Origin of the sequence: Legionella septentrionalis (genome assembly GCF_003989745.1) — a bacterium.
Classification (GTDB): domain Bacteria; phylum Pseudomonadota; class Gammaproteobacteria; order Legionellales; family Legionellaceae; genus Legionella_A; species Legionella_A septentrionalis.
Genome location: NZ_RZGS01000037.1, coordinates 1 through 26,829 on the forward strand (window position 1 = coordinate 1; position 26,829 = coordinate 26,829).

A 26,829-nucleotide genomic window follows, 5' to 3' on the forward strand; every position below is an offset into this window, starting at 1 on the left:
GGCATCATCATACTATCAAAGCTCCTATCGCGGGAGAGGGGGTAGATCGAAGTGAAATAGAAAAATTTGTGCTCAATTTAAGATGAAATCTTGTCTAAAAAACTTTAGGGACGTTGCCTAAGGACTTTTGACAATTTGGCTACTGCAATGGGTGGGAGGGTAAATATTGGCTCACTCACACGTTGCGTTGCCCTCTTGTGCAGTTCTAAAATGACAAGGCGAGCTTAGTGAGTTGTGCCCGCGGGAGTTGGCATTATTCTTCCCGTGGAGGGCGCGTCATGAGGTTTTCCACGGCTTTTCCAGGAGTAATTTTTTCCTGCAGCAAGTTGTTCACTTCGTTGCAAATCGGCATTTCTACATGGTACTGCGCCGCCAGAGCACATACTTGTGAGGCATTGTGTTTACCTTCCACCACCTGGCCGATTTGTTTTTCAGCCGCTGCAATGTTTATTCCTTGGCCAAGCATCAAGCCAAAGCGGCGGTTTCGCGACTGGTTGTCGGTACAAGTGAGCACCAAGTCTCCCAAGCCAGCCAAGCCCATGAAGGTTTCCGCGCGGGCTCCGAGACGCTTGCCCAGTCGCCGCATTTCAGCAAGCCCGCGGGTGATTAAAGCAGCTTTGGCATTGGCGCCATAATTTAAGCCATCGCTAATCCCGCAGGCAATGGCCAAAACATTTTTTACAGCCCCACAAAGTTGCACCCCCACCATATCTTCACTTAAATAAACGCGGACATTGTTGTGGTGAAGAATATCCCTTATATTTTGCAAATACTGTGCATCATTACCGGCCACGGTTAATGCCGTAGGTAGGAAATGGGCAACTTCCTGCGCAAAGGAGGGACCGGAAATGACCGCCATCGGATAGGTTTCCCCCCATTTTTCAGCCACCAGTTCGCTTAATAATTTATGAGTCTTGGGATCCAGCCCTTTGGTCAGCCAGGAGATACCGGTTTGCGACTTGGGCAGCTGGGATAGTACTTCGGCAAAAGCGTGAGAAGGCACAGCCAGAATGACATGGTTTGCCTCGGTCAAACATTGTTGCAAGTCATTGCTGGGGGTAAGGTTTGGCGGCAACGGGGAATCTGGCAGGTAGCGCACATTGCAATGTGCTTCTGCCATGGCTTTGATCTGTTCGGGATCATGCCCCCACAAGAGTACACGATGGCCTGCCGTAGCTAAATGGATGGCTACGGCGGTGCCCCAGGAGCCGGCACCGAGGATGGCAACCGTATTGGTTTTTGTCATTTTTAATGGGCAGTTTCTGAATTTTGTTCGGCGGCCGCCTTTTTTCTTTCTTCAAGTTGCTGCATGTATAATGCATCAAAATTAATAGGCGCCAGTACCAATTGCGGGAAGCTGCCGCGAATCACCTCAGCGGTAATGGCTTCGCGCGCGTATGGGAACAGGATGCTGGGGCAGAAGCTTCCGAGTAAGTGATCCAATTGTTGCTCGGGGGCACCATGAATGGTAAAGATACCAGCTTGGTGGACTTCCACTAAAAATGCAGTGGCATTTTGATTTTTCACTGTGGCGGTTACGGTCAGTACCACTTCATATACATCTTCTTCCAGGCGAGCGTGCTGGGTATTTACATCCAGCGATAATTCAGGCTCCCACCGCTGCTGGAATATTGCCGGTGTATTGGTGGTTTCAAACGATAAGTCCTTTACATAAATACGCTGAATCATAAATTGTACTTCAGCAGGATGGGGTTGTTGATTATTGTTGTTATTCTGATCATTCATGCTGTTATTAATCCTATAAGAAAGTTGTGAACCTGATCTGCAAACTTCATTTATTTTTTAACCACAGGCAGGCCGGCATTTGTCCATGCTGCCATGCCACCTGATAATACCATAGGCTGAGCAAATCCCAGTTCACGTAATTTAGCAACCAGAGTTTGGGATTGCAAACCCCGTGCGCAAACCAAAATGAGCGCCTTATTTTTATACTTATCCATCCGCTGTTCGGTAAAATCTTCACCGGAAGCCTGAATCGCATTGATGATATGGCCAGCACGGAAAGTTTCTTTATCCCGTAAATCAATTACTATTGCATTTTCATGGTTAATCATATCCACCGCTGCACTTGGCGATAGTTCCTGCCCGCGTTTTTTACGGCTGATGGCTTCATTGATGAAAATCAATAGCAAAATAACCACTAACGCGAGCCATAGCCCCCAATGATTTGTAATAAATTGTCCTAGCTGTCCCATAAAGTGTCTGATTTGATTGTTTGCGATGAATTATCCCAGATTGAGCTAAGAACGCAAGCAAAACCAAGGCAAGCCCGTGGCTTGCATCTGGAAAATTAGGCTTTGCTTTGTTGGTTATGCAATTACCGATAACAGCAGTTTCCGAATGGAAAAAGCTTATAAAAGTTGAGATCGTGTTATCGTTTTACCGGGTATCCGCTTTTTTCCCATTCCAGGATGCCACCGTCAATGGAATACACTTCATGGTAGCCCATGGCCAACAGGCTGTGTGCGGCATGCAAGGAGCGCACGCCGCCTTTGCAATGTAAATAAATAGGGCGGTTGTACTCGGGTACCTTGTCTTCAATAACTGCAGTCAATTCGTCTTTGGGAATGTGCATGGCTCCCGGAATGTGCACTTCTTTCCACTCATGGGGCTCGCGCACGTCAATAAGACAAACATCGGGATCCGTATCCCTTAATTTCTTAAAATCATGGACGTTGATGGTATTTATCTTGGGGACGGTCATAATTGGTCTCTCGAATAATAGGCCGGGTTAATGTGGAATGATGTATGAACCAGTAAATGGCAGCTATCATCACGCCTCCTAACAAAGTAGCAAATGCCCAGGTAGGGGCCGAAACAAGCACGGGGCGTTGCCCTATCTTATACAGGCTGCCTGCATCACGAGCTACGGCACCCGCAAAAATGACGTGCAAAATGCAATTAATTAAAAGTAATAAATAGTAAAAAGTTTGAATTTGATTACTATACTGTTGCGCTAATTCCGGTAACATCAACTATCCTTTTCATTCTGGCTAAGTGATCATAGCAGAAGAAAATAAGATTTTATAATTGCCTGGCTTTATTAATTCCGTGTACTCTAGCTTTCTTAAAACCAGCGCATAAATGATGCAGAATTATTTTGTTTATCTGGAGGATGGATGCAATTTTTAGAAACCCCGGTACCTCACCTCACCACGGTTCATTCTGGACCATTGCATCACATTGAAGAAGTTATTTTAAACCAGCTTGCCAACATAGAAGCCTGGTTCCGTCAGCGCTGGCAGGAAACACCTGCACCGATTACTTCATCGGTTGACTTGCGCCACGCTGGATTTAAGTTATCGCCAGTGGATACCAACTTATTTCCGGCAGGATTTAACAATTTAAACCGTGATTTCCTTCCCTTATGCATTCAAGCGGCTCAGGCTGTTATCGGAGAACAAGTACCCAGTTGTACAAAGATATTATTATTACCGGAAAGCCATACGCGTAATCAATTTTATTTTGAAAGCTTAAGTGTGTTGCGTGATATTTTCGCCAAGGCGGGATTTATCGTACGCATTGGCAGCCTGAATTCTGACTTGACAGAACCTGTCAAGGTTTTCACGCAAAGTGGCCATGTCTTGTTGCTTGAACCGGTGCAGCGTAAAGGAAACAAGCTCGGCTTGGTTGATTTTGAGCCATGCTTATTGTTATTAAACAATGATTTGTCCTCCGGGTTGCCTGATGTTTTGCAAGGTATTGAGCAAGACATTCAGCCTACAGCAAAGCTTGGTTGGGCTTCCCGCCTAAAATCGGATCATTTCACGCATTTTTCTGCAGTTGCAGCCGAGTTTGCCCACTTGGTTAATATGGACCCCTGGCTGCTGACGCCTTTATTTTCTGCAGTTGATGGCATTGATTTCATGGCGCAGGCGGGAGTGGAGGCATTGGCTGAAGCTGCTGATAAATTATTACTGCAAATCAGGGAAAAATATAAAACTTATGGGATTACTGAAAAGCCTTTTTTGGCTGTGAAGGCAGACAATGGCACCTACGGTATGAGCGTGATGATGATTCATGATGCACAAGAATTATTGCAATTAAACCGCAAGCAGCGAACCCGCATGGCATCGAGTAAGGGGAGCCAAAAAGTCAGCAAAGTGATCATTCAGGAAGGGGTGTATACGTTTGAAACCATGCCCAATGGTGCTGTGGCGGAACCGGTAGTTTATATGATTGGACAATTTGTGGTCGGCGGTTTTTATCGTGTACACCAAGGCCGAGGCAAAGCTGAGAATTTAAATGCACCGGGCATGCAATTTGAACCGCTGGCATTTGCCCAGGCGTGTAATATGCCGCGTAAGGATTTATCGGTGGTGGAATGCCCGAACCGGTTTTATGTATATGGGGTTCTTGCCCGCCTGGCAGCTTTGGCAGCAGCTCGAGAAATTGCTGCCATCAATCGATAACATTATTAAGTTTGAGGTCATCATGAAGCTTGGCGTGTTGATGGATCCGCTACACAAATTAAAACCCTATAAAGACTCAACTGTCGCCATGATTGAAAGCGCGCAAAAATTAGGCTGGTCTTGCTTTTATTTTACCCCCGATGACTTATTTTGTCTGGAAGGGCATGCCTATGCCCATGTTTCGTCGCTTGCAATACGCGATCTCCAGGCGCACGCATGGGCAGAAGCAAGTCCTCTCGGGGTTAAATCATTGCGTTACTTTGACATTATTTTAATGCGTAAAGACCCTCCTTTTGATATGGAATACATTTACGCAACCTACGCTTTGGATATAGCAGAACGACAGGGGGTAATTGTAGCCAACAAGCCGCAAAGCCTGCGGGATGCCAATGAAAAATTTTATACATTAAATTTCCCGCAATGTTGCCCCTTAACCCTCGTCAGCCGCAACATTAAACAATTAAAGGAATTCTGGCAAAAACACCGCAATGTCATTTTTAAACCCCTGGAAGGTATGGGGGGGCGCGATGTATTTCATGTGGGAGAAGACGGTCATAACCTTTCCGTAATCTTGGAAATTTTAACGCACGGGCAAACCGTCAGCATCATGGCACAATGGTATATTCCAGAAATCCATACGCATGGAGATAAAAGAATTCTACTGATTGATGGGAAACCCGTCCCCTATGCTTTGGCGCGTATACCTGCACCTGGCGAGCTGCGCGGCAATCTGGCTGCCGGTGCACAGGGCAAAGTCGTGGAATTAAGCGAGCGGGATTACTGGATTTGCGAGCAGCTGGCGCCAACTTTGCAAAGCCATGGGCTTTATTTTGTAGGGATTGATGTTATCGGTGATTACCTTACTGAAATCAATGTAACCAGCCCCACTTGCATCCGCGAAATTGCTGCAGCAACAGGCTTGGATATTGCCGGGGATTACATGCGCTGTCTCGCAGCATTGGTGAACAAAAAAACTTAACACCTGATTTTTATTACAATTTATGATTTTTACGGCAGCAAGTTCACTCGCATAATTGCCTCATGAATAGAAGACAAAGGAGCTGTAAAATGCATAGTTTCGCTAAAAATGTCATCTAAATCCTAGCTGCCGCCAAGCTTCAAATAAAATAATTGCTACGGCATTTGAAAGATTAAGGCTGCGGCTTCTCGACTGCATGGGAATACGAATGGCATGAAATTGTTCTCGCATGTCTTGCGGCAAACCCCTGGTTTCCGGCCCGAATAATAGCATATCTTCATCCTGGTAGCGTATGTCAGTATAGTTTTGCGTGGTTTTGGTGGTGCAGGCAAAAATGCGCCGTGCTTTATTTTGCTCAACAAATTCTTCAGCATGATCATAATGAATGATGCTCGCCCATTCGTGATAATCCAATCCGGCCCGGCGCATGCGTTTATCATCCAGGGAAAAAGCCAGAGGATGGATTAAATGCAATTGTGCGCCGCTGTTGGCGCACAAACGGATAATATTCCCAGTATTTGGCGGGATTTCAGGCTGCAGGAGTGCTATGTGTAACATCGTGGTGTGCAGTGGTTATTGGGAAATCTGATTTCGTGCCATTTGCAGGCGTTTCTGCGTCCGGGCCTTCTTCATCATCGCCATCGACGTATAAAGAATCGTCAGCTGCTGCTTGTTCGCCTGTAATCAGGTAATTACGGTGTTGCAAATAGGCATCGCGGATAAAAGCATATTTGTCCAGGGCTTCAGCAATTAATCGATCCGTCTCGAGCATTTGTGAACGCAAATCAACATAGCGAAGTCCCAACAGGGAATAAATTACCGTATCCGATTTAATGTAAGGGTATGGAGTGAACAAGGTATAATCAAACAGCATACCCATGCCGTCGCGGATGGTGCTGGGCCCTAGGAACGGAATGACGACATAAGGAGAATTCTTATTTCCCCATCTGGCAAAGGTTAACCCCAAATCGTTGCTATGCGGCGGTAGACCCCAACGGCTGGCCACATCAAAAATTCCTGCGATTCCGAAAGTTGAGTTAATGAGAAAACGCCACGTATCTTTAATGGCATAATTGCCCTCAGCTTGTAATAAATCGTTGGCAATCGTGGGCAGCATGTTTACATTATTGTAAGCATTGTTGATTCCGGAGCGGATGGGAGCCGGAATAACCGTTTTATAAAGGATGGCGGGGGGTCTTAACACCGTGGCATCGAAAGCCATGTTAAAATCATGGATTTTGCGGTTAATCGATTCGTAGGGATCAGCCGGGTTGCTTCCTTTTTTAATGCATGCACTGAGTAGAAGCATGCAGGAAATGATTAAAGGTTTAACGATTAAACGCATGATTGTTCTGTTTTTTCGCATAGGAAATGTAATCTTACAACCAGATGCCTGGGCTTGCAAATAAACGGCGAGTTAAAGCTTAAAACTTGAGGGTAAAGGTAACAGGACCGTCATTACAAAGATGGACTTTCATGTCCGCTCCAAATTGTCCCGCTGCCACCGCGGGATGGCATTGTCTGGCAAGTTTCGTCAATTCAGCAAACAGCAAACATCCCAGTTCTGCAGGGGCGCCCAAGCTAAAACTGGGGCGAAGGCCGCGGCTTGTGTCTGCGACCAGGGTAAATTGTGGAACCAGCAATAACCCGCCGGCAATTTCTTTAAGGCTTTTATTCATCTTGCCCTGGCGATCAGCAAATACGCGATAATTTAAGCATTTATCCAGCATGCGTTGCAGCGTATCTATCTCATCTTGCTTTTCAAAGCCACACAAGATTAGTAAACCCTGATTTATTTGGCCCACAATCGTATTGTCTACAACCACATGAGCTTCGGTAACACGTTGCATAACCGTTAGCATGCATCCAAGCTCCGACGGAGAATGTCATAACCTGCCTGGATAAGCGCATCAATGATTCCTGCTTCGCGATCCGAATGGCCCGCATCACGCACAATAATTAAATTGGAGGCAGGAAGAATTTGATTAAGCAGCCAGGCACCAGCAAGTGGGCAAACCATATCATACCGGCCGTGAATAAGATAGCTTGGAATATGCCGGATTTTATAAGCGTCTTCGAGTACTTGATTTTCCCTGATGAAGTAGCGATGTTGGATGTAATGGGATTCCACAGTGGCTAATACCAGAGCAAAATGGGGATCGCTGAATTGATCAATGACCTGGTGATGAGGCTGCATGCTGCTGCAGTGCGCCTGCCATAAACCCCAGTTTTTCGCAGCAGCCATCCTCGCCAATTCATTTTGACCTTGCAGGCATTGCCGGTAATATTCAGGTATTGCATCTCGTTTTTCCATGGGAACCATGCTGATAAATTCCTCCCAGTAATCAGGATATATCTGATTGGCGCCATGCTGGTAAAACCAGTCGATGTCTTCTTGTCGCCCCAGAAATACCTGATGCAGCAACAAGGCCGTAATTTGATGGGGATATTGTTCAGCATAAAGCAAGGCGAGCAAGGAACCCCAGCCAGCACCGAATAATACGAAGCGGTCGATATTTAAATAATTTTTAATGCTTTCAATATCATCCAATAAATCTTGCGTGGTGTTTTTGCGTATCTCGGCATGGGGTGTTGAACGACCACAACCGCGTTGATCAAAAATAATGATTCGGTAAAGTTCCGGATCAAAAAAACGCCTAAGATGCGGATCGCCGCCAGCTCCAGGACCTGAGTGCAGCACAATCACAGGCGCCCCATGGGGATTTCCGGTTTCTTCAAAATAGAGCACATGGGGCTTGGCAACAGGGAGTTTGTGGCACAGATAGGGCTTAATTGGAGGGAATAGAGTGCGCATAAAAACTCAACAATTTAAGTCTATCCTTAAAGTATATGACAAAACCGATGCCAACGTAGCGGGAACGTTGGTAGTGTGGTGTTAACGACACCGTAATATTTTCATCCCGCCCGGCAAGCATTGCTTTGTAATTACTTTTTAAATTTATGATAATGTCCCCTGATTTTTTTCTTTGGAAGATTTATGACAAGTTGGTTAAATGATTTGAATGAGCACCAACGCCTTGCAGTAACAGCTCCATTAGGCAACACCCTGGTTTTGGCAGGAGCCGGAAGTGGTAAAACGCGGGTGCTGGTGAACCGCATCGCCTGGTTGATTGAACATGAATATATTTCCCCACACGCTATTTTAGCAGTGACATTTACCAATAAGGCAGCAGGGGAAATGAAGGCGCGTTTGAGCCAGTTGCTGGCTTGTCCGGTGCAGGGTTTATGGGTGGGAACATTCCATGGTTTGTGCCACCGCATTTTGCGCAAGCACCATAGAGAAGCCAAATTGCCTGAACAATTTCATATCTTAGACAGCGACGATCAGGCGCGTTTCCTAAAACGCGTCATTACTTCCCTGAATCTGGATATTGAACAGTGGCCGGTCAAGCAAGCTCAGATTTTCGTCAACAGCAGAAAAGACGAAGGATTGCGTCCTAATCATATCCATATTCCTCCTTATGGCCCTGTGCGTACCCTCATCCAGATATATCAAGCTTATGAGACTGCTTGCCAAATGTCGGGAGTCATTGATTTTGCCGAGCTTTTGCTGCGTTGTCATGAATTATTGCGGGATAATCCCGAACTTCTTTCTCATTATCAGCAACGTTTCCATGCCATTTTGGTGGATGAGTTTCAGGATACCAATACGATTCAGTATGCCTGGATACGGCTTTTGGCCGGTGCGCGCACGGCCGTCATGGCGGTGGGGGATGATGATCAATCCATTTATGGCTGGCGTGGAGCCAGAGTGGAAAACATCCAACGGTTTACCCAGGATTTTGCAAATACGCAAGTGATTCGTCTGGAGCAAAACTATCGCTCTACAGCCACTATTTTGCATGCGGCCAATGCATTGATTACCCATAATCAATCACGCATGGGTAAAAATTTATGGACGGCTGGGCATGCAGGCGAGAAAATCGTCGTGTACAGTGCGTTTAATGAATTGGAAGAAGCACGCTTCGTCAGCGAGCGTATTGCCATGGAAATCAACCGCGGCCGCAGTGCAACGGATATTGCCATTTTGTATCGTTCCAATGCGCAGTCGCGACTTTTGGAAGAAGCATTGCTGCGCTTGGGGATTGCCTATCGCATCTATGGGGGAGTGCGATTTTTCGAGCGTGCAGAAGTTAAAGATGCACTTGCTTACCTGCGCCTTATTGCAAATCCAGACGATGATGCTTCATTCGAGCGCGTCATTAATTTCCCTACCCGCGGCATTGGTGAGAAAACATTGGACGAAATTCGCACACTTGCGAAAGATGAACAATGTTCACTGTGGCAAGCGGCACAACAATTATTAACCCGCGAGCAATTGACGCAACGCGCTGCGGTGGCATTATCCGGCTTTATGGTCTTGATAAAACAATTACAAGTGCGCACTCTGCAAATGGAGCTGGATGAACAAATTGCGCTTATTATTAATGACAGCGGTTTGTATGCCCATTACACGAAAGTAAAAGGTGATAAAGCGGAATCCAGGATAGAAAACTTGCAGGAATTGATTAATGCCGCAAAACAATTCCGTTATGAGCAAGACGATGCCGAAAATGAATTGCCATTGCTGGTTTCTTTCTTGGCTTATGCTTCGCTGGAAGCCGGGGAGATGCAAGCTTCCCCCCACGAAGTTTGCGTACATCTTATGACGTTGCATGCGGCGAAAGGGTTGGAATTTCCTTTGGTATTTCTGGTAGGGATGGAAGAAGGCATTTTTCCAAGCAAGCAGTCTCTTGAAGAGCAGGGACGTTTAGAAGAAGAGCGCCGGCTTTGTTATGTCGGGATGACCCGCGCCATGGAAAAATTGGTTATGACGTATGCTGAAATTCGTCGCCAATACGGACGGGAAGAATATCACCGTCCCTCGCGCTTTTTACGCGAATTGCCGGAGGCATTGCTGGAAGAGGTGCGGCCAAAAGCACCGGTGCAACCCCCATCTTACAATAAAGCCTATTCTGCAGCTCCATCTGCTGCCGATGAAGCGGGAATCAAATTAGGACAATCTGTACACCATGCGAAATTTGGCCAAGGTGTGGTTTTGGCTGTAGAAGGCAGCGGTGCTCATACCCGTGTACAGGTAAAATTTGCGGAGCACGGCAACAAATGGCTGGTGCTCGCTTATGCAAATTTAACCAGTTAATAGCGGTTATTCATTCACTTGTTGTATGGAGCCCCAATTTTTAACTTGTGCCCCTTGCTTCATATCTTCAGGAAGTGCATTCAGTGCTTCCTGAGCTTCTTCATAACTTGGGTAAGTACCATACAATCCTTTGTAATAATTCCTGCCACCGCGTTCGTATTTAACAGTCGCCATGCGGTTTTTTTTGGGTGCCTTAACCAATTTGCCTGCAACTAAGGATGCTTTTTCGTCATCAGCCAATTCAATGGTATAACCTTGCGGGTTTTGGCTGGCTACCCAATCCCGGTCGCGGTCTTTGTGAGAGGCAGGGGAATGGAATGCGCCAACATGATAACTGTCGGGCACCTCCACTTGTTTTCTCTCGGATACCTGGGCTTGCGGCCGTGTATAAGTGTCTTCATAGCTTTCAGGATAAATGGGAGTTCCTTCAAACGTGTAGGTTTGATAATTCGTGTACCCATTAGGATTGTAGGATACGCAACCCGACAAGGCTGCGGAGCAAACTGCAAGCTTTAAAATGCTAAGGTGTTTAAACATGGTGCACCTCTTATCGTTATTATTGGGTGAGATCGCATGTATTTATTTGTTTTCATGTAGGGTTATCTGCATTTTTTTAAAAAACTTTAATATCGGGTGCAATGCAAAAAAGGCTTTGAGGCAGCCTTGTCTCCAAGCTTCTAATGGCATACATTATGCAATTTATAACAGGATTTAACCGATGTGGACTCATCGTCGTTCAGGCCAGACGAATCAGCGTGGAAACGAAGATCATCGCGATCCTTATGAAAGAGACGGAACTCGGGTCATCCATTGCCCTGCATTTCGCCGTTTGCAACGCAAAACACAAATTTTAGGGACGGATGAAGGGGATTTCCATCGCACCCGCCTGACGCATTCCCTTGAAGTAGCATCAATAGGGCGAAGTATCGTACGCAATACGAGTAAACAGCATACGCAAGCATTGGCTGGTTTGCTGCCGAATGATGACTTAATCAGCGTCGTATGCTTACTGCATGATATCGGGCACCCGCCTTTCGGCCATGGCGGTGAGGTAGCTTTAAATTATATGATGCGCCATCATGGCGGTTTTGAAGGGAATGGCCAAACACTAAGATTATTGACGAAAGTAGAAACTAGTTATGGTACTTTTGGCCTTGATTTAACACGTCGCACCTTGCTCGGCATCCTAAAATACCCGGTCCCTTGGTCGCGTGTTGCAGCAACAACTGTAGCTGATGCGGCACAATCTTGCAGCAAAACAATCCGCATTAATGATTGGCTACCGCCCAAGGCTTATTTTGATTGTGAACAACCTGAAGTAGATTGGCTGCTGCAAGCATTTACGCAGCAGGATCGCGATTTATTCCAATCGTTGCTGCAAAGCCCGGCAGGTAATACACATGGCAAAGCGGCTTATCGCTCTTTTGATTGTTCCATCATGGATATTGCCGATGATATTGCTTATGGTGTGCATGATTTGGAAGATGCAATTCATCTGCGCTTAATTGAACGCAGCCAGTTTGATACACCCGAATTGCGTGAATTGCTTTCCCTCACTGCCTTAGCTAAAAATCCTGAAAAATTACTCAGCGCCTTGTTTTCTTGCGCCATTGATGTTCGCAAGCAAGCCATCGGTGAAATGGTGAATTATTTCATCACCGCGACACGAATTAAGACCACCCATGAGCACTTTGAAAATAATCTGTTGAAATATAATATGGTGTTGTTGCCTGAAGCCAAACAGCTTTTACAGTATCTCGTGCAGTTTATTTATCAGCACGTGATTGATTCCCAGGAAGCACGCACGTTTGAATATGGCGGGCAGACGGTTGTGCTGCGTTTATTTGAAGCAATAAGCTCTAATCCTGCGAGTTTACTGGATAATAAAAATCGTAAATTATTCCTTGCCGCGCAAGATGAAAATGCCGCACAGCGCGTGATTTGTGATTACATTGCAAACATGACCGATGAATACGCTTACCGTATGCATGAACGCTTGTTTGGTTTTAATACCCGCACTATTTTTGAACGATTATAGGAGCTTATTTATGTAGATTGGATCAATTGATCCAATCTACTTTAGTTGAATGCAGAAGGTTGGGGTTGGTAAATTTCATTCAATTGCTGGCGAATAAGTTTGGCAAGATCATCAAGCATTTCATTGCAAAAAGTTTGGTTTGTCGGTGACTGTTTATAAATAATATTGGTCAGAAAAGCGGACAAGCCCTGAAATACAACTTGACGGTTGCGTAATTCTGCCGGCAGATTTTCTATCGATTGGGCCAGGGATGATAATAAATTTTGCCCTATAAAATTCATTGCTTCAGCATAATCTTCGCCAGTTAATGGATTCTCCAGGGGATTGTTTTTTTCAGCAATAGTCATTATTTTTTCCTGTAAAATGGGAAATTGATTATAGGGCTTGTCTTATCTTACTGCAATTAAGCAATATAAGTAACTATGCCGAAAGTTAGTTAGATCAGGGAAGATGAGAGTTGACTTTGTATGTAACAAATAAAGGAAAATAGTAATGGCGTCCCCAAGGGGATTCGAACCCCTGTTACCGCCGTGAAAGGGCGATGTCCTAGGCCTCTAGACGATGGGGACCTGGATCTAAAACATGTTTATAAGCTGTACCTTTTGCCATTAAACAAATGGCGTCCCCAAGGGGATTCGAACCCCTGTTACCGCCGTGAAAGGGCGATGTCCTAGGCCTCTAGACGATGGGGACCCTGGAACTAAACCATCACTAGTTGGTGGAGCTAGGCGGGATCGAACCGCCGACCTCTTGCATGCCATGCAAGCGCTCTCCCAGCTGAGCTATAACCCCTGATGGTTACTTACTTCTACGTATTGCTACGTTCAAAGAGACTCGAAGTTTAATGAGGCAACCTTTGACTGTCAAGGAATTTTTTTTATTTCCCGTAAGATTAATTCTCCGAACTTTTGGTTGCGACACATAAAGGAGGATGTAAGGGATTTCCTACATAAAAAAGGAGACAACCCTCACTTAGATCCTCCGCTTGAACCCGGTAAAAGGGAGTTAATTTCAGTTGTTAGGCTGCCGAAGTTTCTGAACGTTTTTTTGCGGATTTTTTGCGTTGTTTCCAATCTTTGTCTTTTGCAAAAATAAAGCTGGCGGCTTCTTCAATAAAAAAACCGATGTCATCTATTTTTGCCCAAGCGCAATACTCATTAATTTGAGTAAAGATTTCGCTGTTAATTTCTGCTTTAATTTTTTCTTTTTTTTGAGAACGAGTCCCATTGATGATTGGCATGGTTAACCTTTAAGTTATGAGTTCGGCAAATAACATAACAGATAATTAAGAGATTGAGAAGATGGAACTTTTTACCGGGTTTGCGAGGATTTTTCGGTTTTTTTGCACTGTGCTGACAAAAATCAGCAGCAAGGACAATTCATTTTACAATACTTAAAAAGATAGGCAGCGGCTTTATAAGGGCCGCTTAATTACATTAAATGAGTATGGTAGTGATGGTTTGACTGATTCTCAACGTGGACAGTGGGTGGGTAATGGAAGAAACTGGAATGAACATGCTGGGGATAATGATGGCTGGGGTGCCTGTGCACATGCGGATTTTCAATAGAGGCATCGCACCTGCCAGCAGCATGCGTTAATGCTAAAATAGCCGCAATTGCAACCATGCCAACGATTAAAAGCCCTGCCGCCAATAGGGGCAAAACGGCAGCTGTGGAAGCCGTGACGGTAGCCAAGGCCATAGTGGCTGGTACCACTGATACCGGTGTTAATGCCAAACTCAAAAGGGAAAACATGCTGATTAAAATACACGCAGCTACGGCTGCAACGGTTAAGGAACCGAGGCATTTGAGTAAAAAATTATAATTAATGGTAGTCAGAGCACCCAGCATGTTATTTCCTAATGTCTTTGTTGCAACGAGTGGATTAATGCCAATAAATTGTGGGCTTTATTTCCAAATAGTGCTAATGCTTTTTCTGCTTGCCCGTAATGTTGTTTGATCAAATTGGCTAGCTGATGCTGATCATAAAGAGCGGCAAATGTTTTCTTTTGATTGGCAGCATCCGAAGCCCGCCCTTTGCCTAGTGCCAGCGTGCCATATTGATCTAAATAATCATCCTGCATTTGAAACACCAAGCCTAGGCAAGAGGAAAATTTGCGCAAAGCATTCACTTCTTTAAGCGTCGGCTTTGCTGCAGCGACCACCATGTTAATGCAAGCCGATATCAATTTTCCGGTTTTTAATTGGTGAACCTGCTTAAGCTGTTCTTCGGTAATATTCAGGGTTAGTTCAGACAAATCCAAACTTTGCCCGCTAACCATCCCGGCAGGGCCGCTGGCTTTAACCAATTCATGCACAATAGCGGTTACTTGCGAGGCGTCTAATGATTGTGGCAAATGGGTAAGCAATACATCTATGGCCAAGGCTTGCATGCCGTCGCCTACTAAAATGGCAGTGGCTTCATCAAAAGCACGGTGGCAGCTTGGTTTGCCGCGGCGTATGTCATCATCGTCCATGGCGGGTAAATCATCATGAACCAGGGAGTAGCAATGCGTTAACTCGATGGCAATTGCAATAAAATCAAGGCAGGAAACTTCCACATCGATTAATTCACCGCATAAATAAACTAAAAGTGGGCGTAAGCGCTTTCCTCCCGGAAATAAAGAATAAAGGATGGCTTCTTTGATACGCGCTGCGGGAATATCGGATGTTTCAATTAAACTTAATAACAAATTTTCATGGCGGGTCACATAAGCGCTGATGGATTGATTAGTCATCAGCTTTCCCGTTATCAATGGTTTTGGAGCTTGAGAGCATTTCGATTTTTTGTTCCGCTTGCGTCAATATCTCTTGGCATTTTCGCGCCAGGGTGATGCCTTTTTCGAATTGTTTTAAAGAATCCTCCAAAGACAATTCACCTTTTTCCAGTTGGGAAACGATGTCTTCAAGTTCAGTAATTGTTTTTTCAAAATGAATTGTCTTAGTCATATTCCTACCTGCGGCCAAGTAAAGCATGCAATTATACTGCCTTAGCCTCGGGTTTCAACCTTTCCTCTTTTGCCATTATGGCGAATATTTAAGCCAAACCGGCAGGATTTTATTTAAATAGACCATGAACTTCCACAATCCGACTTGATACTCCTCGTTGCCAAATGGATCTGCTTTTAGCTCAGGATAGGCTATCCCCAGTCCGAATAATCCTGGACCAATGATGCCAAGATGCGGGTTATATTGAATGGGCTCATATTCATGGACATGAATGCTGTTACGCCTTTTAAAGCCAACGGCATAGACGGCTTTATTGCATTCAGGTAAAAAACTGGCAAGATTTGCGGCATTATTGATGTAACGGCTCAAATTGTCAGGACGCACTCCATCGATGTGCTCCCTTGCCCATTCGGCAGTTTCGCCTTTTAATCCTGCGTTATCAAATAAAATCCAATCACCCATGTTCACGGCATAGCGGCAGGGGGAGCGGTAAAAGTTAACGATTTTTTTAACGCCTAAATCGACCAAATTTTTAATGATAATGATTGCAGAATGTGAAGAACCAAATACTGCAATGCTATCTTCTTGTTTTACTGCTTGTGCAAGAAGTTTGCAATCGATGGCTGTTTCAAAAGCTATGGTTTCAATTTCAGGATGATTTAAACTTTCAGCAACTGCTCCTGTAGCCAAAATAACCTGTTTTGCTGCAAACGTTTCGCTATTGCTTTGTAAAAGCCAAACCCGCTTAGACAAATTCATTTCATGGATCATGGTTTGTTTTGCATGCACGTTTTGGCAAAGCTGTTGTGTAACCCACTGCAGGGGTTCGGCAATATGCTGTAAAAGGCAGGTTTTTTCTTGCGGTAACTGATTAAGCAAGAATGCTTTACGAGCTTTTTCATAAGCAAAAGAAGATGCATTTTGTAAAAATTGCAAGAACAAGCGCACGCTGGTATTGCTTGATACATTGCTCCAGTGTTTCCCCAAATCCCCCACGGCAAACTCAGGATCAACCCAAAGAATTTTTTCAGGGGCGATGCCATGGTCGAGCAATTTCCCCAGCGCGGCGATGCCGGCAGGTCCGGCGCCAACGATTGCCCATTCAAAAATTTTTTTATTCATTTAATTCCATCTTGTTTATGGTGTTAAACTGGGTGCTTTGCACTTGCACAATGCCCCCAGTTTATGGTGCAGCAGGATTCTTTACAAGTTTTCTGGTTCTGATGAGGTAAGCATGAAAATTAAAAGCAAATACGTCTGCAGCCAGTGCGCTGCTTTTTTTTCCCAGTGGGCAGGGCAATGCAGCCAATGCGGTGCCTGGAACTCCCTGACGGAAGAGCAAGCCCCATCGGGTAAAAGCCAGCGTTTGGGCAATTATGCGAACCAACGTTCCGAAGTGACCTTGGTAGAGCACGTGGCACTAGACGATCAATCCCGTATGGATTGTGGCCTCTCGGAGTTAAATCGGGTCCTTGGCGGCGGCTTGGTGGATGGTTCTGTGGTCTTGATTGGAGGCGATCCCGGTATTGGAAAATCCACCTTGTTACTGCATACCTTGGCCAATTTATCGCAACAGCAAAATGTGCTTTATGTGACCGGGGAGGAATCCTTGCAGCAAGTGGCTATGCGTGCCAAGCGCTTGCAATTGCCTGTGGCCGGGTTGCGCCTTTTGGCGGAAACCCAGGTAGAATCCATTCTTGCACACGCGCAAAAGGAAAAACCGCGGGTTATGGTCATTGATTCCATTCAAACCATTTTTACTGATACTATTTCTTCCGCACCCGGGGGTGTAAGTCAGGTGCGTGAATCAGCCGCGCAATTGGTGCGCTTTGCTAAAATGACGCAAACAGCCGTATTTTTAGTGGGGCATGTGACTAAAGAGGGTGCTCTTGCCGGGCCTCGGGTATTAGAGCATATGGTGGATTGCGTTTTATATTTTGAAGGTCAAAACGACAGCCGGTTTAGGGTTATCCGTGCCATCAAAAACCGTTTTGGGGCAGTCAATGAATTAGGGATCTTTGCAATGACCGACCGTGGTTTAAAGGAAGTGGCCAATCCATCAGCCATTTTTTTATCCCGCCAACCGGACCCTACTCCTGGCAGCGCAGTCATGGTAACGTGGGAAGGTTCACGCCCCATGTTGGTGGAGGTGCAGGCTTTAGTTGATCAGGCACATGGGCAACAAGCGAAGCGGGTTACTGCCGGGCTTGAACAAAATCGTTTGGCAATTTTATTGGCAGTGCTGCACCGCCACGGCGGCATACCGACTTACGATCAAGATGTGTTTATCAATGTAGTGGGCGGGGTGAAAGTAACAGAAACTGCCAGTGACTTAGCCTTGCTTGCAGCTGTTGTATCCAGCCTTCGCAATCGTATTTTTGACAGCAAAACAATTATCTTTGGCGAGGTGGGGCTTGCAGGTGAAATAAGACCTGTGCAAAGTGGCCAGGAACGGTTAAAAGAAGCAGCAAAACATGGATTTAAACGCGCGATCGTTCCGCATGCAAATGCTCCGAAACAAGCGATGGCCATCGAAGTGGAGCCAGTGAAGCATTTGCAGGAAGTTTTGCAAAAATTATAAATTCAATGCCCGCAGTTCTTTCAATTTTTGCCATGACAGATCCTGTTGTAATGGTGTAAGTGCGTAGGTGTCTTTACTGGCTTCTTTGCAAAAGATCCCTGATTCTAAATGGTGGCACGAGTAAAGTCAGGAGAACAGAACGCTCCTGACTGCGCTTTAATTTTTTTAAGTGATATGCAGGAAGCTTTATTTTTTTGCAAGGATTTGAGCAGCAGCTTTCGCAAAATAGGTGATGATAAAGTCAGCGCCTGAGCGTTTAATCGCAAGCAAGCTCTCTAGCATGGCTTGTTCTTCATCGAGCATCCCTTGCGCTGCCGCGGCTTTAATCATGGAATATTCGCCGCTGACTTGGTAGGCACAGAGCGGCACCTCCGGGAATTTTTGTTTTATGCGCAAAATAACATCCAGATAATTCATTGCCGGCTTGACCATCAGTAAATCGGCACCTTCCTGCAAGTCCAATGCGGCTTCGCGGATGGCTTCCAAACCGTTGGCAGGATCCATTTGGTAAGTTTTGCGATCGCCAAACTTAGGTGCGCCTTCCGCTGCTTCACGAAAAGGGCCATATAAAGAGGAACTGTACTTCACTGCATAACTTAAAATAGCCACGTCTTGATAACCGGCAGCGTCTAAAGCTTGTCGAATAGCCAAGACCATGCCATCCACCATGCCGCTAGGAGCTACCCAATCAGCCCCGGCCTGGGCATAGCTCAGTGCTTGTTTGGCTAACAAGTCCAGGGTATGATCATTGTCAATCATTTGATTTTTTAAAGCCCCGCAATGCCCATGCTCGGTGTATTCGCAAAAACATACATCCGCAATGATCAATAAATCTGGATTAATGCTGCGTATTTTACGGATTGCTTTTTGAATAATACCGTCCTCTTGCCAGGAAGCACTGCCTTCTGCATCTTTATGCTGTGGGATGCCGAACAATAACACTGCTGGAATTCCTAGTTTGGAAATGCTTGCGATTTCTTCCGGTAAATCATCCAAAGTAAGTTGAAACAAACCAGGCATTGCACCGATAGGCCGTTTTGCCGTCAAGGTTTCACTGATGAAAAGAGGGGCTATCAATTGCTCGGCATGCAAACGTGTTTCCCGGATGAGGGCGCGTGCTTTCGGTGTACGCCGTAAACGCGTCAAGCGCAATGGCAGATGGTATTGTGTCATGTTAATCCTGGCTGTGGGTATAAAGTAAATCAATGCCGCTGCCTGAATCACTGGCGGTGACTTGCAGGCTGAAAAACTTGTTTAATAAATATTTTAAGGTTAAAACGTTACTGTCTTCCTGGAACAAGCCTATGTTATAGCTTAAATACAAACGATTGGTCAATGATTTGCCAACTACAAATGCTGTTCCATCCGTCATCTGATTCGTTTGCTGGTTGTACTGCGATGTGCTTTCCAGATTAAAATCAAACCCTAAGGCTTGTTTAAGCTGATCCAATAATTGAACCCCCTTAGTCCCTGAATCAAGATCCATGGCAGAAATTGCAGTCAGCAGCAATTGCCCGCCTGATTTACTGGCTTGATTGGCAGGTTTCCCCAAGATAAGCATCGATAAAATATCGGCTTGCGATAAATTGGCAGGGATTGAGAACAGCTTTACTTTGGTCGAACTGATGCGCCCGCTTACTTCAATGCCCACTATCGTTTTGTTTCCCAAGTCCAGTGTTTGCAGGTTTCCCGGATTGAAATCAAATAACTGATTGGAGCCTGAAAAATTTCCCGAAGCATTTTTAAAAGTGCGTATTGCCCGGATACGGATGCCTGGATTAGTGATCATACCACCACTGAACAGCAATTGTCCTTCCTGGATGGTTAAATCTTGTCCATATGCTTTATAGGTGCCATCACGTATGGTTAATTCACCTACCGCAAAAGGAGGTTGTTTCGGGTATTGTTTAATCTGTAAACTCCCGTCCAGGAATCCATGTAGCCCTTTGATGTCCAGTTCCACATGATCACCCATCACAATTTTGACATTAGTGGTCAGATTAAGCGGGGCGGCTGCGGGTTCATCTTGCACAAAAACGGCGTCTTCGCTTAAATCAACCGTGCTGCTAAATGAAATAGGTTTTAATGTGGCGGAAGGAACAAGCACGGTACCATCGAGGGCAAATGCATTATTTTTAAAAGTTAACGTTAAATTTGGAGAAATATTAAGCGTGGTTTCGGCTGTATCCATCAAAGGAAATTGCTCGCCGGTTAATTTTATCATTCCGGACAATCCCGGGGTAAATTGCCCGTTTCCGTTAATGGTCAAATTTTTGCCTTTTGCATGGGCAATTCCTTTTGCAGTCCAATGTTGATTCTGGCTGATGAGGCGGATTTCGATGGGGTTTAATGTCAGATTTAATTTCGGGATAAACACGTATCCCTTGTTTAATAACAATTCACCCTCTACTACGGGTTTCTGTACTTTGCCTTTGACGAGCAAATTCATTGTCAATTCGCCTTCGGGCTTCTCAAATAATGGACTTAATCCTTTGAGAAATTGTAATGAATTGATTCTCAGGTTTAATTTTCCATCCACAGATTGCCGGGCTAAATTGAATTGCGTTAGATGAAACTTGGGGAAGTTAAAATTCAAATTCAGTTTTTTATTCGGATCAATGATTAACATTCCAGCTATCTTAAGCTTGTCCGGTTGCAGGTTAAAATTTATATTTCCCCCTTGAAATAAAATGGGAGGCAAGTCTGGATCTTGCGCAGACTGATATTTTCCGGCCCCTATCGCGAGGTTTAATTTCCCATGTTGCTCGTCTCGTAGAATTAATTTTCCCGTCAGCGTAGTTTCCAATCCTGCCAGCGCTTCTGTTAAAAGCTTAGGCTGCGGGAGTGTAAAAGCTGCTTCAAGTTGTAGCGGGGGTTGGCCTTTGAAAGTAATGGTATTAGGCCCTAGAGCAATCCTTCCTTTCACCTTTTCTTCTGCATAAGACACATTGGCTTGTAAAAGCGTATTTAAATAACGTCCCGACAAATTGGAATACGCTGATAAGGTTTTTACAGAGTCGCCGGAAAATTTTGTCGTAAATTGCAATTCATCTATGGGTATTCCCAGGGGAATGAGATTAAAGGATTTTGAAGTTAGCTGGCCTTGTAATTTAGGTTGGGATTTTTCATCATATGCAAGGGTATTAGTAATATTTCCTTGCGCGGTACGAATAACGCTGCGTGCATGCACTTTTTTATCTTTAACCCAGGCTTGCATTGTCCATTGCGCCGCCACAGGTGTAAGCAAATCCACTTCACTTTGTATATTAAGATTGGGGAGAGTGCCGGTAACGGTTATACTGCCTTTCTTGGTCTCCACATTCTGCTTATCGTGAATAGGCCATTTTAAGTGGTTCCAGGAAATTTTCACGTGCACATCACGCCCTTTTTTTAGTAAACCTGCAACATTGCCTTGCACAGGGCCGCTCAATTGTCCTTGCAGATGATACAAATTTAAATCACCGTTTAGGTTGAAATGTGCCTGTAATTGTTCTTTTTGTAAATCCAGCGGCATGACGTGTAAGGATGCAGTTAAAACGTAAGGGGCTTGTACACCGCCTGTTGCTTGCAAGGAAAAAGCATAATCGCCATAAGCGGCACTTAGCTCGGGAAAATCCCAAATCTTATTGTTTAGGACAGCTTTGGCATGGAATTTTTGCACTTGATGCGTGATTCCCAGTTGCCTGAATTCTATTTTTTTTATGGTAAGCTTATGGATGGTTAAATCCACAGGGAGTGTGGGGAAGGAGAAGTCTTGGGAAGCCGTTTGTTCAATTGCTTTGGGCGTGTCTTTAATATCAATTAATACTTCGCGTGCATATAAACGGGAAATAGAAAAATTTCTATGCAGAAGGCTGGTCAATTTCCAGTTTATTCTGCCGTGAACGAGGCGGACGGTCAGCGTGTCATCTGCATAAGTGAGTTCTGAGAAAGATAATTCATCAATTAAACGGCCTTGAGGGTGATGGATTTCCAGTGTCCCAGGAAGGGTAAGGTTTGCTAATTGGAGTGCTACGTATAAACCTGGCGTAGTCGTTAGTAAGAATAAAACCAAACTCGCCAAGAGAATGAAAACAAGGAAAATAATGTACGCTGCTGATTTTAAATAACCCATTAAAGATCAGGTCCCATGTTGATTACCAATTTCGGATTTCGGCCTTCCGTATTATTAAACCTGTTATTTAACGCTTGTGCTATTCCTACTTTGATAGGTCCAACGGGTGAAACCCACATTAATGCAATACCGGCATCGTATTTGAATTCCTTAGGCGCAGGTTGATAAACATCGCCAGCGTCTACAAAACCGACTAAATACCATTTTGAAAACGTTTCTTTTTGGATTTCCAGCCCGGCATAACTTAAAATTTTTCCGGGACCCAAGGAATTATAGCCATATCCTTTAAGATTCTCCGCACCTCCTAAAAGTAGAGCCAAGGATAGAGGTAAGTTATTGATATTATCGATGCCGGTGAATCCCTGTATGCCATGAAAAAACAAACGCGTGCGTAAAGGTGCAAAGGTGAACGCAGCTTTTGCATCGAGCGACGCTTGTGCCAGATTTATATCTGAAAGTACGGCTTTACTGGCGGCCAAACCACTGAGAGTAACATTGTAACCATTGGGAGAAAATAATTGATCGCTGACTTTCCGCCATGTAAAAGTAGCTTTCGGGAACACAACCGTTTCCGTATTTTTAGGTTCGCCGCTATAGTTATAGCGCTCGTCCAGGGCATTGATAGACAATGTGCGCTGATGATTCGCCTTGGCATGTTGTTGGGCGGCAGATAAGAGCACGGAATTTGCATAACCGCTGCTGTAGTTAAGATTAGACAGGCTGCCTGATAAACTGTATTTATCGGTAACCGGATTGGCTCCAGGGATGATGTATTGCGTTAATAAAGCATTTTCTTTAAATGAGCCTTGTACAATGGTATTGAATTTGTGTCCTGCCCGATTGACGGGAGCAATATGTAAACCCGCCCGCCCGCGGGGTCCGGTGTCTGTACCATAACCAAGACCAAATGAATAATTAATGCGGTGCACACGTTCTAAATGAATATCGATTGGTACATGGCGAATATCATCAATATCAGGCTTTACAACCACTGATTTAAAATAGCCGCTTGCAGACAAGTTGCCTTCCAAAGCCATAATTTGCTCAGTAGAAAAGGGTTCCCCATATTTGAAAGGAACATAACGTCTTAATAATTCAGGCGACACATAGGTAGGGGAGAAGGTGAGTTTACCAAAATAATACTGTGCACCCGTGTTAAAAATTAAGGTGATGTCGGCTTTATAGCGTTTTTTGTCAATAAGAATTTGGGATTTATCAAAAGCGGCATGCAGATAGCCTTGATGTTCAGCAGCGCTTAATAAATTATTCTTGGCTTCTTCATATAAAGGATTGTTTAGAGGTTGTCCTGCCTTAATGGAAAGTTTGTCTACTGCCTCCTTGATTCTGAGGTTATTTGCGCCTTCACCAACAACCCGTACCGTGAGAGAACTAATACGCATTTGCGGGCCGGGTATTATATTAATATTTATTTTTTTGTCATTGTTGTAAGCAAGGATAATTTTGGGTTCGAAAAAACCATAAGGATACATCGCTTTGGCAATTTGTTCTTTTAAAACGTCTGGAGGAACTCGGGTAATGGCATCATCTTTATAAAGTTCAAGCAGCCGGTATTGCACATTGGCTAATGCTTCGCCGCGGATGCCATTAACTTTGAAGTAGGTAGGGTTAATGGTTTCCAGGGCTCCTATTAATGGCAGGCAACAGAGCACCAGGAAAAAATAGCGAAACAGCTTACAGAAATTTATTTTTATAAATTTATTTCTCAATTCTCTTACTCTAGCCGCACTCAATGCGGTGTATTTTTGAATCAGCAAGGTAACCAAGCTGTGTGCTGTTACCCGGCCAAGTATATTACCATAAACCAAAGTCAGCGTTTTTAAAAATTTTTTGCATCCAGTTTCTATTGCTACAGTGCATTTCCTGTTCTAAATCAACTCAGCAGAAAGGTGAATGAAAATTTGTATTCACCTAAATCAGCAAATACAATCTAGATATTAACAGCCAGACAAGGATTGCCATGCTGCGAAATGTTTGGAATTATGTAAAAAAAATTACCCTCGCAATTATCCATTACAGTATTGATTTTGGCGGTCATTTGTTAACCCATACTGCAGCCGTACCGGATACGGTAAAAAAGGTTAAGGATTCGGAAAATCTGCGCTTTCTATTGGCCAATTCTTTCTTTATCAATGTCATTCAGTTTGCTGCGCCATTTGTAATCTATCGGGGCGCGAAAAAATTATTACAAGAACAACTTAAAAACCAGTTTGGCGATTATGAAGACTATGTCTTGTTTCAAGTGGCAGAGACTTCTTTGGATACAGCGGTTTATATGGTGCTCTATACGCGTCTTAAGTTAAGAAATGTAGTTTATAATACGGCGGCCACGATTGGTTCTACTCCATTTATTAATGAGGAATTTAATACGCAAGAATTGGGTTCTGCCAACCATAATAAAATTACACTTTGCCAGGATTGTAAAATTACTGGGGACAGATTAAATAAAGAAGTCAGCTTACAAGTACATTTTCTCTGGGGTTCGCTAGCCATGCTTGCTTCGCAAAACATGGTTAAGTTTATTCCTTACGTGGGTTATCCCGCAGGGTTACTATTAAATGCTTATTGGCGGGGATTTATCACGTTCCAATACCCTTTAGCAAGAAAAAAAATATGTGCCGAGCATCAAGTGCATCTTTTGCTCGCCGAGAAATCTTTTATTACCAGCTTTGGATTAATGTTTAATGGAATAGAAGCGCTTGCAGGCCATGTCATCAAAAGCATGGCTCAAGGAAATTTAAGCGATGCAGTTATTGATGCGAGCTTAGCCAATTTCTTATATTTAATGAGCATCATGCACGCACACCAAGTTGATTTTAAAATACCGGAAAACTCCACCACAATTCCCAAGCTTACTCTCGACCCTATTACCATGAGTTGGTGGCTATCCTTGGCCAGTACTAATTTGCTTGGCAAAAGCGCAAATCATTTTTTAAAGCAAATTGAACGTAATGACAATGACTACGTCCTCAAACTAAAACAATTCAAAGAAAGAATCGCAAAGCATCCCGTCATTTACATGGGCGCTGATGTGATAAAAACCATCTTCATCCCTGCTGAATTAAAATCGTTGCGCAAGTTAATGAAGAGCAACGCCCTGCGGCCCTATGCTATTGTGTTGTTAACAGAGCTTGATGCAGGGTTGAATTTTTTAAATGAGATAAATAACAGCATGGTTGTGAGCGTCACCCAGGTGGCGTTAAGAATCCCTTATATTAACCGTTACCTTATTTCTTTTGGGGCGCATTATGCTTATGTGTACGTCGGGATCCCGCCGGAGCTTATCAAGTTACTGGCAAAGGCAGTAACAAATGTTGATGTTAATACCTATCTGCAATCATTTCAAACTGAAATAAAAAAGATCCGTGAGAAGTCCATGGACTTGAATAATAATTGGTTTAATTTCTTTACATTGGGCAGCAGATTACCGAAAAATTGGAATGAAAAGGAAAAAGAATTCACGCGCATTTACGACGCTCGCGCCCTGAAAAATGTGCAGAATGACCACTATTGCAACGAATCTGCACAAAAATCCCAAATTTCGCCATCCAATGACTTCATTGCAAGCGAGATATTAGCTCCAAATGAAACTGGCTTTCCCTATTATGAAAAAGATTATTTTGCTAAGCAAACGATAGAGAAATCAGAGCTGGGTGCAAATTCAATCAAACACTGCAAGCTTGGTTTTTTCACACTTGAGGAAGATGGTGAAAAAGCCGGTAAAGAGCGTGATGCCAGCATGCAAGCGGTAACGAAAAAAGGTTCGAGCTTAAGCAGTAAAATCAAGTTGCATGAAAATTATTTTTGATTTTCTAGCCCTAATGTACATTCCTGTCAATTTAAATTCATGGTCCTAGCCATTGTTAAAAACAATATAGGGATTGCAGCGCCTTATGATAGAGTGGCGGTAAGGGTTTTTATTAAAAACCTAAAAGCAGCGACAGATAATGATTAGGAGGAGCTCATGTTTTTTGGCGATTGTAATATTTCTTCACTACGAAAAAACGTTGAAAGTAACCCCGGGAAAAAGGAACAAATCTTTAAGGAAATGTTGCCATTGCTGCACAAATATACCGAGAGGGAAGTGAGGAAGCTGGAGTTATTGAGCCAGTTATTTCCCGAACACAAGGGTGATTTATATATTGAATTAATGAAAGAGTTTCGCTCTTATGTGACCAATGAGGGACAATTACAAACTGCAATTGACACGTTCCCGCAGCAAAAAAACGATCTCGTGAGCAGTTACAGAATCTTACATGGGCTGCAAGCAACCCCTAAAATGTTTACACCCCCCGTTTTTGAAGCTAAAAAAGAAAGTGGGCATGCTAATTTTAGGATGATCCCCAGTTGGTCACCCAGTTAATAAGGCCCCAGCTATACTAATAGCTGGGGGCAGTAAATGGATTGGTGGCATTTAATAACGTGCGCCTAATACTAGGCAACGTCCCTAAAGTTTTTTAGCCAAGATTTCATCTTAAATTGAGCACCAATTTTTCTATTTCACTTCGATCTACCCCCTCTCCCACGATAGGAGCTTTGATAGTATGATGATGCCC

At 44.1% G+C, this 26,829-nt stretch carries 26 protein-coding genes and 3 tRNA genes; 7 read left to right on the forward strand and 22 right to left on the reverse strand.

The window, feature by feature from the left end; translation table 11 throughout:
- Positions 1-253: 253 nt before the first annotated feature.
- The 5 genes from ELY11_RS10365 to ELY11_RS10385 all read right to left on the reverse strand — a co-directional run bounded on the left by ELY11_RS10365 (position 254) and on the right by ELY11_RS10385 (position 2,993).
- Complete coding sequence (locus ELY11_RS10365) at positions 254-1,246, reverse strand: NAD(P)H-dependent glycerol-3-phosphate dehydrogenase (protein WP_127033397.1); 993 nt, start codon at positions 1,244-1,246, stop codon at positions 254-256.
- Positions 1,247-1,248: 2 nt separating this feature from the next.
- Positions 1,249-1,746 (reverse strand): protein-export chaperone SecB, encoded by a 498-nt coding sequence (secB, locus tag ELY11_RS10370; protein ID WP_126953804.1) that lies wholly within the window; start codon positions 1,744-1,746, stop codon positions 1,249-1,251.
- 50 nt (positions 1,747-1,796) lie between these two features.
- The gene (locus ELY11_RS10375; protein ID WP_126953803.1) at positions 1,797-2,216 is read right to left on the reverse strand and encodes a rhodanese-like domain-containing protein; all 420 of its coding nucleotides are present in this window, start codon (positions 2,214-2,216) and stop codon (positions 1,797-1,799) included.
- Positions 2,217-2,392: 176 nt separating this feature from the next.
- The gene (locus ELY11_RS10380; protein WP_127033399.1) at positions 2,393-2,725 is read right to left on the reverse strand and encodes a rhodanese-like domain-containing protein; all 333 of its coding nucleotides are present in this window, start codon (positions 2,723-2,725) and stop codon (positions 2,393-2,395) included.
- Complete coding sequence (locus ELY11_RS10385; RefSeq protein ID WP_126953801.1) at positions 2,688-2,993, reverse strand: hypothetical protein; 306 nt, start codon at positions 2,991-2,993, stop codon at positions 2,688-2,690. The genes ELY11_RS10380 and ELY11_RS10385 overlap by 38 nt, the downstream gene beginning before the upstream one ends.
- A gap of 147 nt (positions 2,994-3,140) precedes the next feature.
- On the opposite strand from ELY11_RS10385, the gene gshA reads away from it, so the two are divergent.
- Both gshA and gshB read left to right on the forward strand, forming a co-directional pair.
- Entirely contained in the window at positions 3,141-4,433 is a 1,293-nt protein-coding gene (gene gshA, locus ELY11_RS10390) for a glutamate--cysteine ligase (RefSeq protein ID WP_126953800.1), read from the forward strand.
- A 22-nt stretch (positions 4,434-4,455) separates the two neighbouring features.
- Positions 4,456-5,412 (forward strand): glutathione synthase, encoded by a 957-nt coding sequence (gene gshB / locus ELY11_RS10395; RefSeq protein WP_126953799.1) that lies wholly within the window; start codon positions 4,456-4,458, stop codon positions 5,410-5,412.
- Between the two features lie 111 nt (positions 5,413-5,523).
- Here the strand turns inward: gshB and trmL are convergent, their stop codons facing one another.
- The 4 genes from trmL to pip all read right to left on the reverse strand — a co-directional run bounded on the left by trmL (position 5,524) and on the right by pip (position 8,227).
- Positions 5,524-5,970 carry a tRNA (uridine(34)/cytosine(34)/5-carboxymethylaminomethyluridine(34)-2'-O)-methyltransferase TrmL gene (gene trmL / locus ELY11_RS10400; RefSeq protein WP_126953798.1) on the reverse strand — a complete coding sequence of 149 codons (447 nt, stop codon included), beginning with the start codon at positions 5,968-5,970 and terminating at the stop codon, positions 5,524-5,526.
- Positions 5,942-6,757: an MlaA family lipoprotein gene (locus tag ELY11_RS10405; protein WP_126953863.1), complete on the reverse strand. Its 816-nt coding sequence runs from the start codon at positions 6,755-6,757 to the stop codon at positions 5,942-5,944. The genes trmL and ELY11_RS10405 overlap by 29 nt, the downstream gene beginning before the upstream one ends.
- Positions 6,758-6,836: 79 nt before the next feature.
- Positions 6,837-7,274 (reverse strand): D-aminoacyl-tRNA deacylase, encoded by a 438-nt coding sequence (gene dtd / locus ELY11_RS10410; protein ID WP_126953797.1) that lies wholly within the window; start codon positions 7,272-7,274, stop codon positions 6,837-6,839.
- The gene (pip, locus tag ELY11_RS10415) at positions 7,268-8,227 is read right to left on the reverse strand and encodes a prolyl aminopeptidase (protein ID WP_126953796.1); all 960 of its coding nucleotides are present in this window, start codon (positions 8,225-8,227) and stop codon (positions 7,268-7,270) included. Before pip ends, dtd begins: the two co-directional genes overlap by 7 nt.
- A gap of 183 nt (positions 8,228-8,410) precedes the next feature.
- Between pip and uvrD the strand changes: the two genes are divergently transcribed.
- Positions 8,411-10,573, forward strand: coding sequence for a DNA helicase II (uvrD, locus tag ELY11_RS10420; protein ID WP_126953795.1), 2,163 nt, complete (start codon positions 8,411-8,413; stop codon positions 10,571-10,573).
- Positions 10,574-10,579: 6 nt separating this feature from the next.
- Here uvrD and ELY11_RS10425 read toward each other — a convergent pair whose 3' ends face one another.
- The gene (locus ELY11_RS10425; protein WP_126953794.1) at positions 10,580-11,110 is read right to left on the reverse strand and encodes an SPOR domain-containing protein; all 531 of its coding nucleotides are present in this window, start codon (positions 11,108-11,110) and stop codon (positions 10,580-10,582) included.
- Positions 11,111-11,291: 181 nt separating this feature from the next.
- Here ELY11_RS10425 and ELY11_RS10430 point away from each other — a divergent pair, with 181 nt between their 5' ends.
- Complete coding sequence (locus ELY11_RS10430; RefSeq protein WP_127033401.1) at positions 11,292-12,611, forward strand: anti-phage deoxyguanosine triphosphatase; 1,320 nt, start codon at positions 11,292-11,294, stop codon at positions 12,609-12,611.
- A 41-nt stretch (positions 12,612-12,652) separates the two neighbouring features.
- On the opposite strand, the gene ELY11_RS10435 is transcribed toward ELY11_RS10430, so the two are convergent.
- From ELY11_RS10435 to ELY11_RS10475, 9 genes are all read right to left on the reverse strand, one after another.
- Positions 12,653-12,958, reverse strand: coding sequence for a hypothetical protein (locus ELY11_RS10435; RefSeq protein WP_126953792.1), 306 nt, complete (start codon positions 12,956-12,958; stop codon positions 12,653-12,655).
- A gap of 146 nt (positions 12,959-13,104) precedes the next feature.
- Positions 13,105-13,180 (reverse strand) — tRNA-Glu (locus ELY11_RS10440).
- 48 nt (positions 13,181-13,228) lie between these two features.
- Positions 13,229-13,304: transfer RNA gene (locus tag ELY11_RS10445), tRNA-Glu, on the reverse strand.
- Between the two features lie 23 nt (positions 13,305-13,327).
- A tRNA-Ala gene (locus tag ELY11_RS10450) sits at positions 13,328-13,403 on the reverse strand.
- A 226-nt stretch (positions 13,404-13,629) separates the two neighbouring features.
- Positions 13,630-13,851: a hypothetical protein gene (locus ELY11_RS10455; protein ID WP_126953862.1), complete on the reverse strand. Its 222-nt coding sequence runs from the start codon at positions 13,849-13,851 to the stop codon at positions 13,630-13,632.
- Between the two features lie 191 nt (positions 13,852-14,042).
- Positions 14,043-14,462 (reverse strand): hypothetical protein, encoded by a 420-nt coding sequence (locus ELY11_RS10460; RefSeq protein ID WP_126953791.1) that lies wholly within the window; start codon positions 14,460-14,462, stop codon positions 14,043-14,045.
- Between the two features lie 8 nt (positions 14,463-14,470).
- Positions 14,471-15,349 (reverse strand): polyprenyl synthetase family protein, encoded by an 879-nt coding sequence (locus ELY11_RS10465; RefSeq protein WP_127033403.1) that lies wholly within the window; start codon positions 15,347-15,349, stop codon positions 14,471-14,473.
- Positions 15,342-15,560, reverse strand: coding sequence for an exodeoxyribonuclease VII small subunit (locus ELY11_RS10470; RefSeq protein ID WP_126953789.1), 219 nt, complete (start codon positions 15,558-15,560; stop codon positions 15,342-15,344). The genes ELY11_RS10465 and ELY11_RS10470 overlap by 8 nt, the downstream gene beginning before the upstream one ends.
- 75 nt (positions 15,561-15,635) lie before the next feature.
- On the reverse strand, positions 15,636-16,682 hold the full coding sequence (locus ELY11_RS10475) for an FAD-dependent oxidoreductase (RefSeq protein ID WP_126953788.1): 1,047 nt from the start codon (positions 16,680-16,682) through the stop codon (positions 15,636-15,638).
- 112 nt (positions 16,683-16,794) lie between these two features.
- Between ELY11_RS10475 and radA the strand changes: the two genes are divergently transcribed.
- Positions 16,795-18,141, forward strand: coding sequence for a DNA repair protein RadA (gene radA / locus ELY11_RS10480; RefSeq protein WP_126953787.1), 1,347 nt, complete (start codon positions 16,795-16,797; stop codon positions 18,139-18,141).
- A gap of 186 nt (positions 18,142-18,327) precedes the next feature.
- On the opposite strand, the gene hemB is transcribed toward radA, so the two are convergent.
- From hemB to ELY11_RS10495, 3 genes are read right to left on the reverse strand one after another with little or no spacing between them, the layout of a single operon-like run.
- A complete protein-coding gene (hemB, locus tag ELY11_RS10485) occupies positions 18,328-19,314 on the reverse strand; it encodes a porphobilinogen synthase (RefSeq protein ID WP_126953786.1) in 987 nt (328 codons plus the stop codon).
- A 1-nt stretch (position 19,315) separates the two neighbouring features.
- Positions 19,316-22,255 carry a translocation/assembly module TamB domain-containing protein gene (locus ELY11_RS10490; protein WP_127033405.1) on the reverse strand — a complete coding sequence of 980 codons (2,940 nt, stop codon included), beginning with the start codon at positions 22,253-22,255 and terminating at the stop codon, positions 19,316-19,318.
- Positions 22,255-24,081 (reverse strand): autotransporter assembly complex protein TamA, encoded by a 1,827-nt coding sequence (locus ELY11_RS10495; protein ID WP_233579829.1) that lies wholly within the window; start codon positions 24,079-24,081, stop codon positions 22,255-22,257. Before ELY11_RS10495 ends, ELY11_RS10490 begins: the two co-directional genes overlap by 1 nt.
- 152 nt (positions 24,082-24,233) lie before the next feature.
- On the opposite strand from ELY11_RS10495, the gene ELY11_RS10500 reads away from it, so the two are divergent.
- Positions 24,234-26,081: a hypothetical protein gene (locus ELY11_RS10500; RefSeq protein ID WP_127033407.1), complete on the forward strand. Its 1,848-nt coding sequence runs from the start codon at positions 24,234-24,236 to the stop codon at positions 26,079-26,081.
- Positions 26,082-26,237: 156 nt separating this feature from the next.
- Positions 26,238-26,636, forward strand: coding sequence for a hypothetical protein (locus ELY11_RS10505; protein ID WP_127033409.1), 399 nt, complete (start codon positions 26,238-26,240; stop codon positions 26,634-26,636).
- The last annotated feature ends 193 nt before the right edge of the window (positions 26,637-26,829 follow it).

Bases quoted from the DNA above. Each gene is read 5' to 3' on its own strand.
- ELY11_RS10365 (WP_127033397.1), bottom strand. From the start codon at position 1,246: ATGACAAAAACCAATACGGTTGCCATCCTCGGTGCCGGCTCCTGGGGC.
- secB (WP_126953804.1), bottom strand. From the start codon at position 1,746: ATGAATGATCAGAATAACAACAATAATCAACAACCCCATCCTGCTGAA.
- ELY11_RS10375 (WP_126953803.1), bottom strand. From the start codon at position 2,216: ATGGGACAGCTAGGACAATTTATTACAAATCATTGGGGGCTATGGCTC.
- ELY11_RS10380 (WP_127033399.1), bottom strand. From the start codon at position 2,725: ATGACCGTCCCCAAGATAAATACCATCAACGTCCATGATTTTAAGAAA.
- ELY11_RS10385 (WP_126953801.1), bottom strand. From the start codon at position 2,993: ATGTTACCGGAATTAGCGCAACAGTATAGTAATCAAATTCAAACTTTT.
- gshA (WP_126953800.1), top strand. From the start codon at position 3,141: ATGCAATTTTTAGAAACCCCGGTACCTCACCTCACCACGGTTCATTCT.
- gshB (WP_126953799.1), top strand. From the start codon at position 4,456: ATGAAGCTTGGCGTGTTGATGGATCCGCTACACAAATTAAAACCCTAT.
- trmL (WP_126953798.1), bottom strand. From the start codon at position 5,970: ATGTTACACATAGCACTCCTGCAGCCTGAAATCCCGCCAAATACTGGG.
- ELY11_RS10405 (WP_126953863.1), bottom strand. From the start codon at position 6,757: ATGCGTTTAATCGTTAAACCTTTAATCATTTCCTGCATGCTTCTACTC.
- dtd (WP_126953797.1), bottom strand. From the start codon at position 7,274: ATGCTAACGGTTATGCAACGTGTTACCGAAGCTCATGTGGTTGTAGAC.
- pip (WP_126953796.1), bottom strand. From the start codon at position 8,227: ATGCGCACTCTATTCCCTCCAATTAAGCCCTATCTGTGCCACAAACTC.
- uvrD (WP_126953795.1), top strand. From the start codon at position 8,411: ATGACAAGTTGGTTAAATGATTTGAATGAGCACCAACGCCTTGCAGTA.
- ELY11_RS10425 (WP_126953794.1), bottom strand. From the start codon at position 11,110: ATGTTTAAACACCTTAGCATTTTAAAGCTTGCAGTTTGCTCCGCAGCC.
- ELY11_RS10430 (WP_127033401.1), top strand. From the start codon at position 11,292: ATGTGGACTCATCGTCGTTCAGGCCAGACGAATCAGCGTGGAAACGAA.
- ELY11_RS10435 (WP_126953792.1), bottom strand. From the start codon at position 12,958: ATGACTATTGCTGAAAAAAACAATCCCCTGGAGAATCCATTAACTGGC.
- ELY11_RS10455 (WP_126953862.1), bottom strand. From the start codon at position 13,851: ATGCCAATCATCAATGGGACTCGTTCTCAAAAAAAAGAAAAAATTAAA.
- ELY11_RS10460 (WP_126953791.1), bottom strand. From the start codon at position 14,462: ATGCTGGGTGCTCTGACTACCATTAATTATAATTTTTTACTCAAATGC.
- ELY11_RS10465 (WP_127033403.1), bottom strand. From the start codon at position 15,349: ATGACTAATCAATCCATCAGCGCTTATGTGACCCGCCATGAAAATTTG.
- ELY11_RS10470 (WP_126953789.1), bottom strand. From the start codon at position 15,560: ATGACTAAGACAATTCATTTTGAAAAAACAATTACTGAACTTGAAGAC.
- ELY11_RS10475 (WP_126953788.1), bottom strand. From the start codon at position 16,682: ATGAATAAAAAAATTTTTGAATGGGCAATCGTTGGCGCCGGACCTGCC.
- radA (WP_126953787.1), top strand. From the start codon at position 16,795: ATGAAAATTAAAAGCAAATACGTCTGCAGCCAGTGCGCTGCTTTTTTT.
- hemB (WP_126953786.1), bottom strand. From the start codon at position 19,314: ATGACACAATACCATCTGCCATTGCGCTTGACGCGTTTACGGCGTACA.
- ELY11_RS10490 (WP_127033405.1), bottom strand. From the start codon at position 22,255: ATGGGTTATTTAAAATCAGCAGCGTACATTATTTTCCTTGTTTTCATT.
- ELY11_RS10500 (WP_127033407.1), top strand. From the start codon at position 24,234: ATGCTGCGAAATGTTTGGAATTATGTAAAAAAAATTACCCTCGCAATT.
- ELY11_RS10505 (WP_127033409.1), top strand. From the start codon at position 26,238: ATGTTTTTTGGCGATTGTAATATTTCTTCACTACGAAAAAACGTTGAA.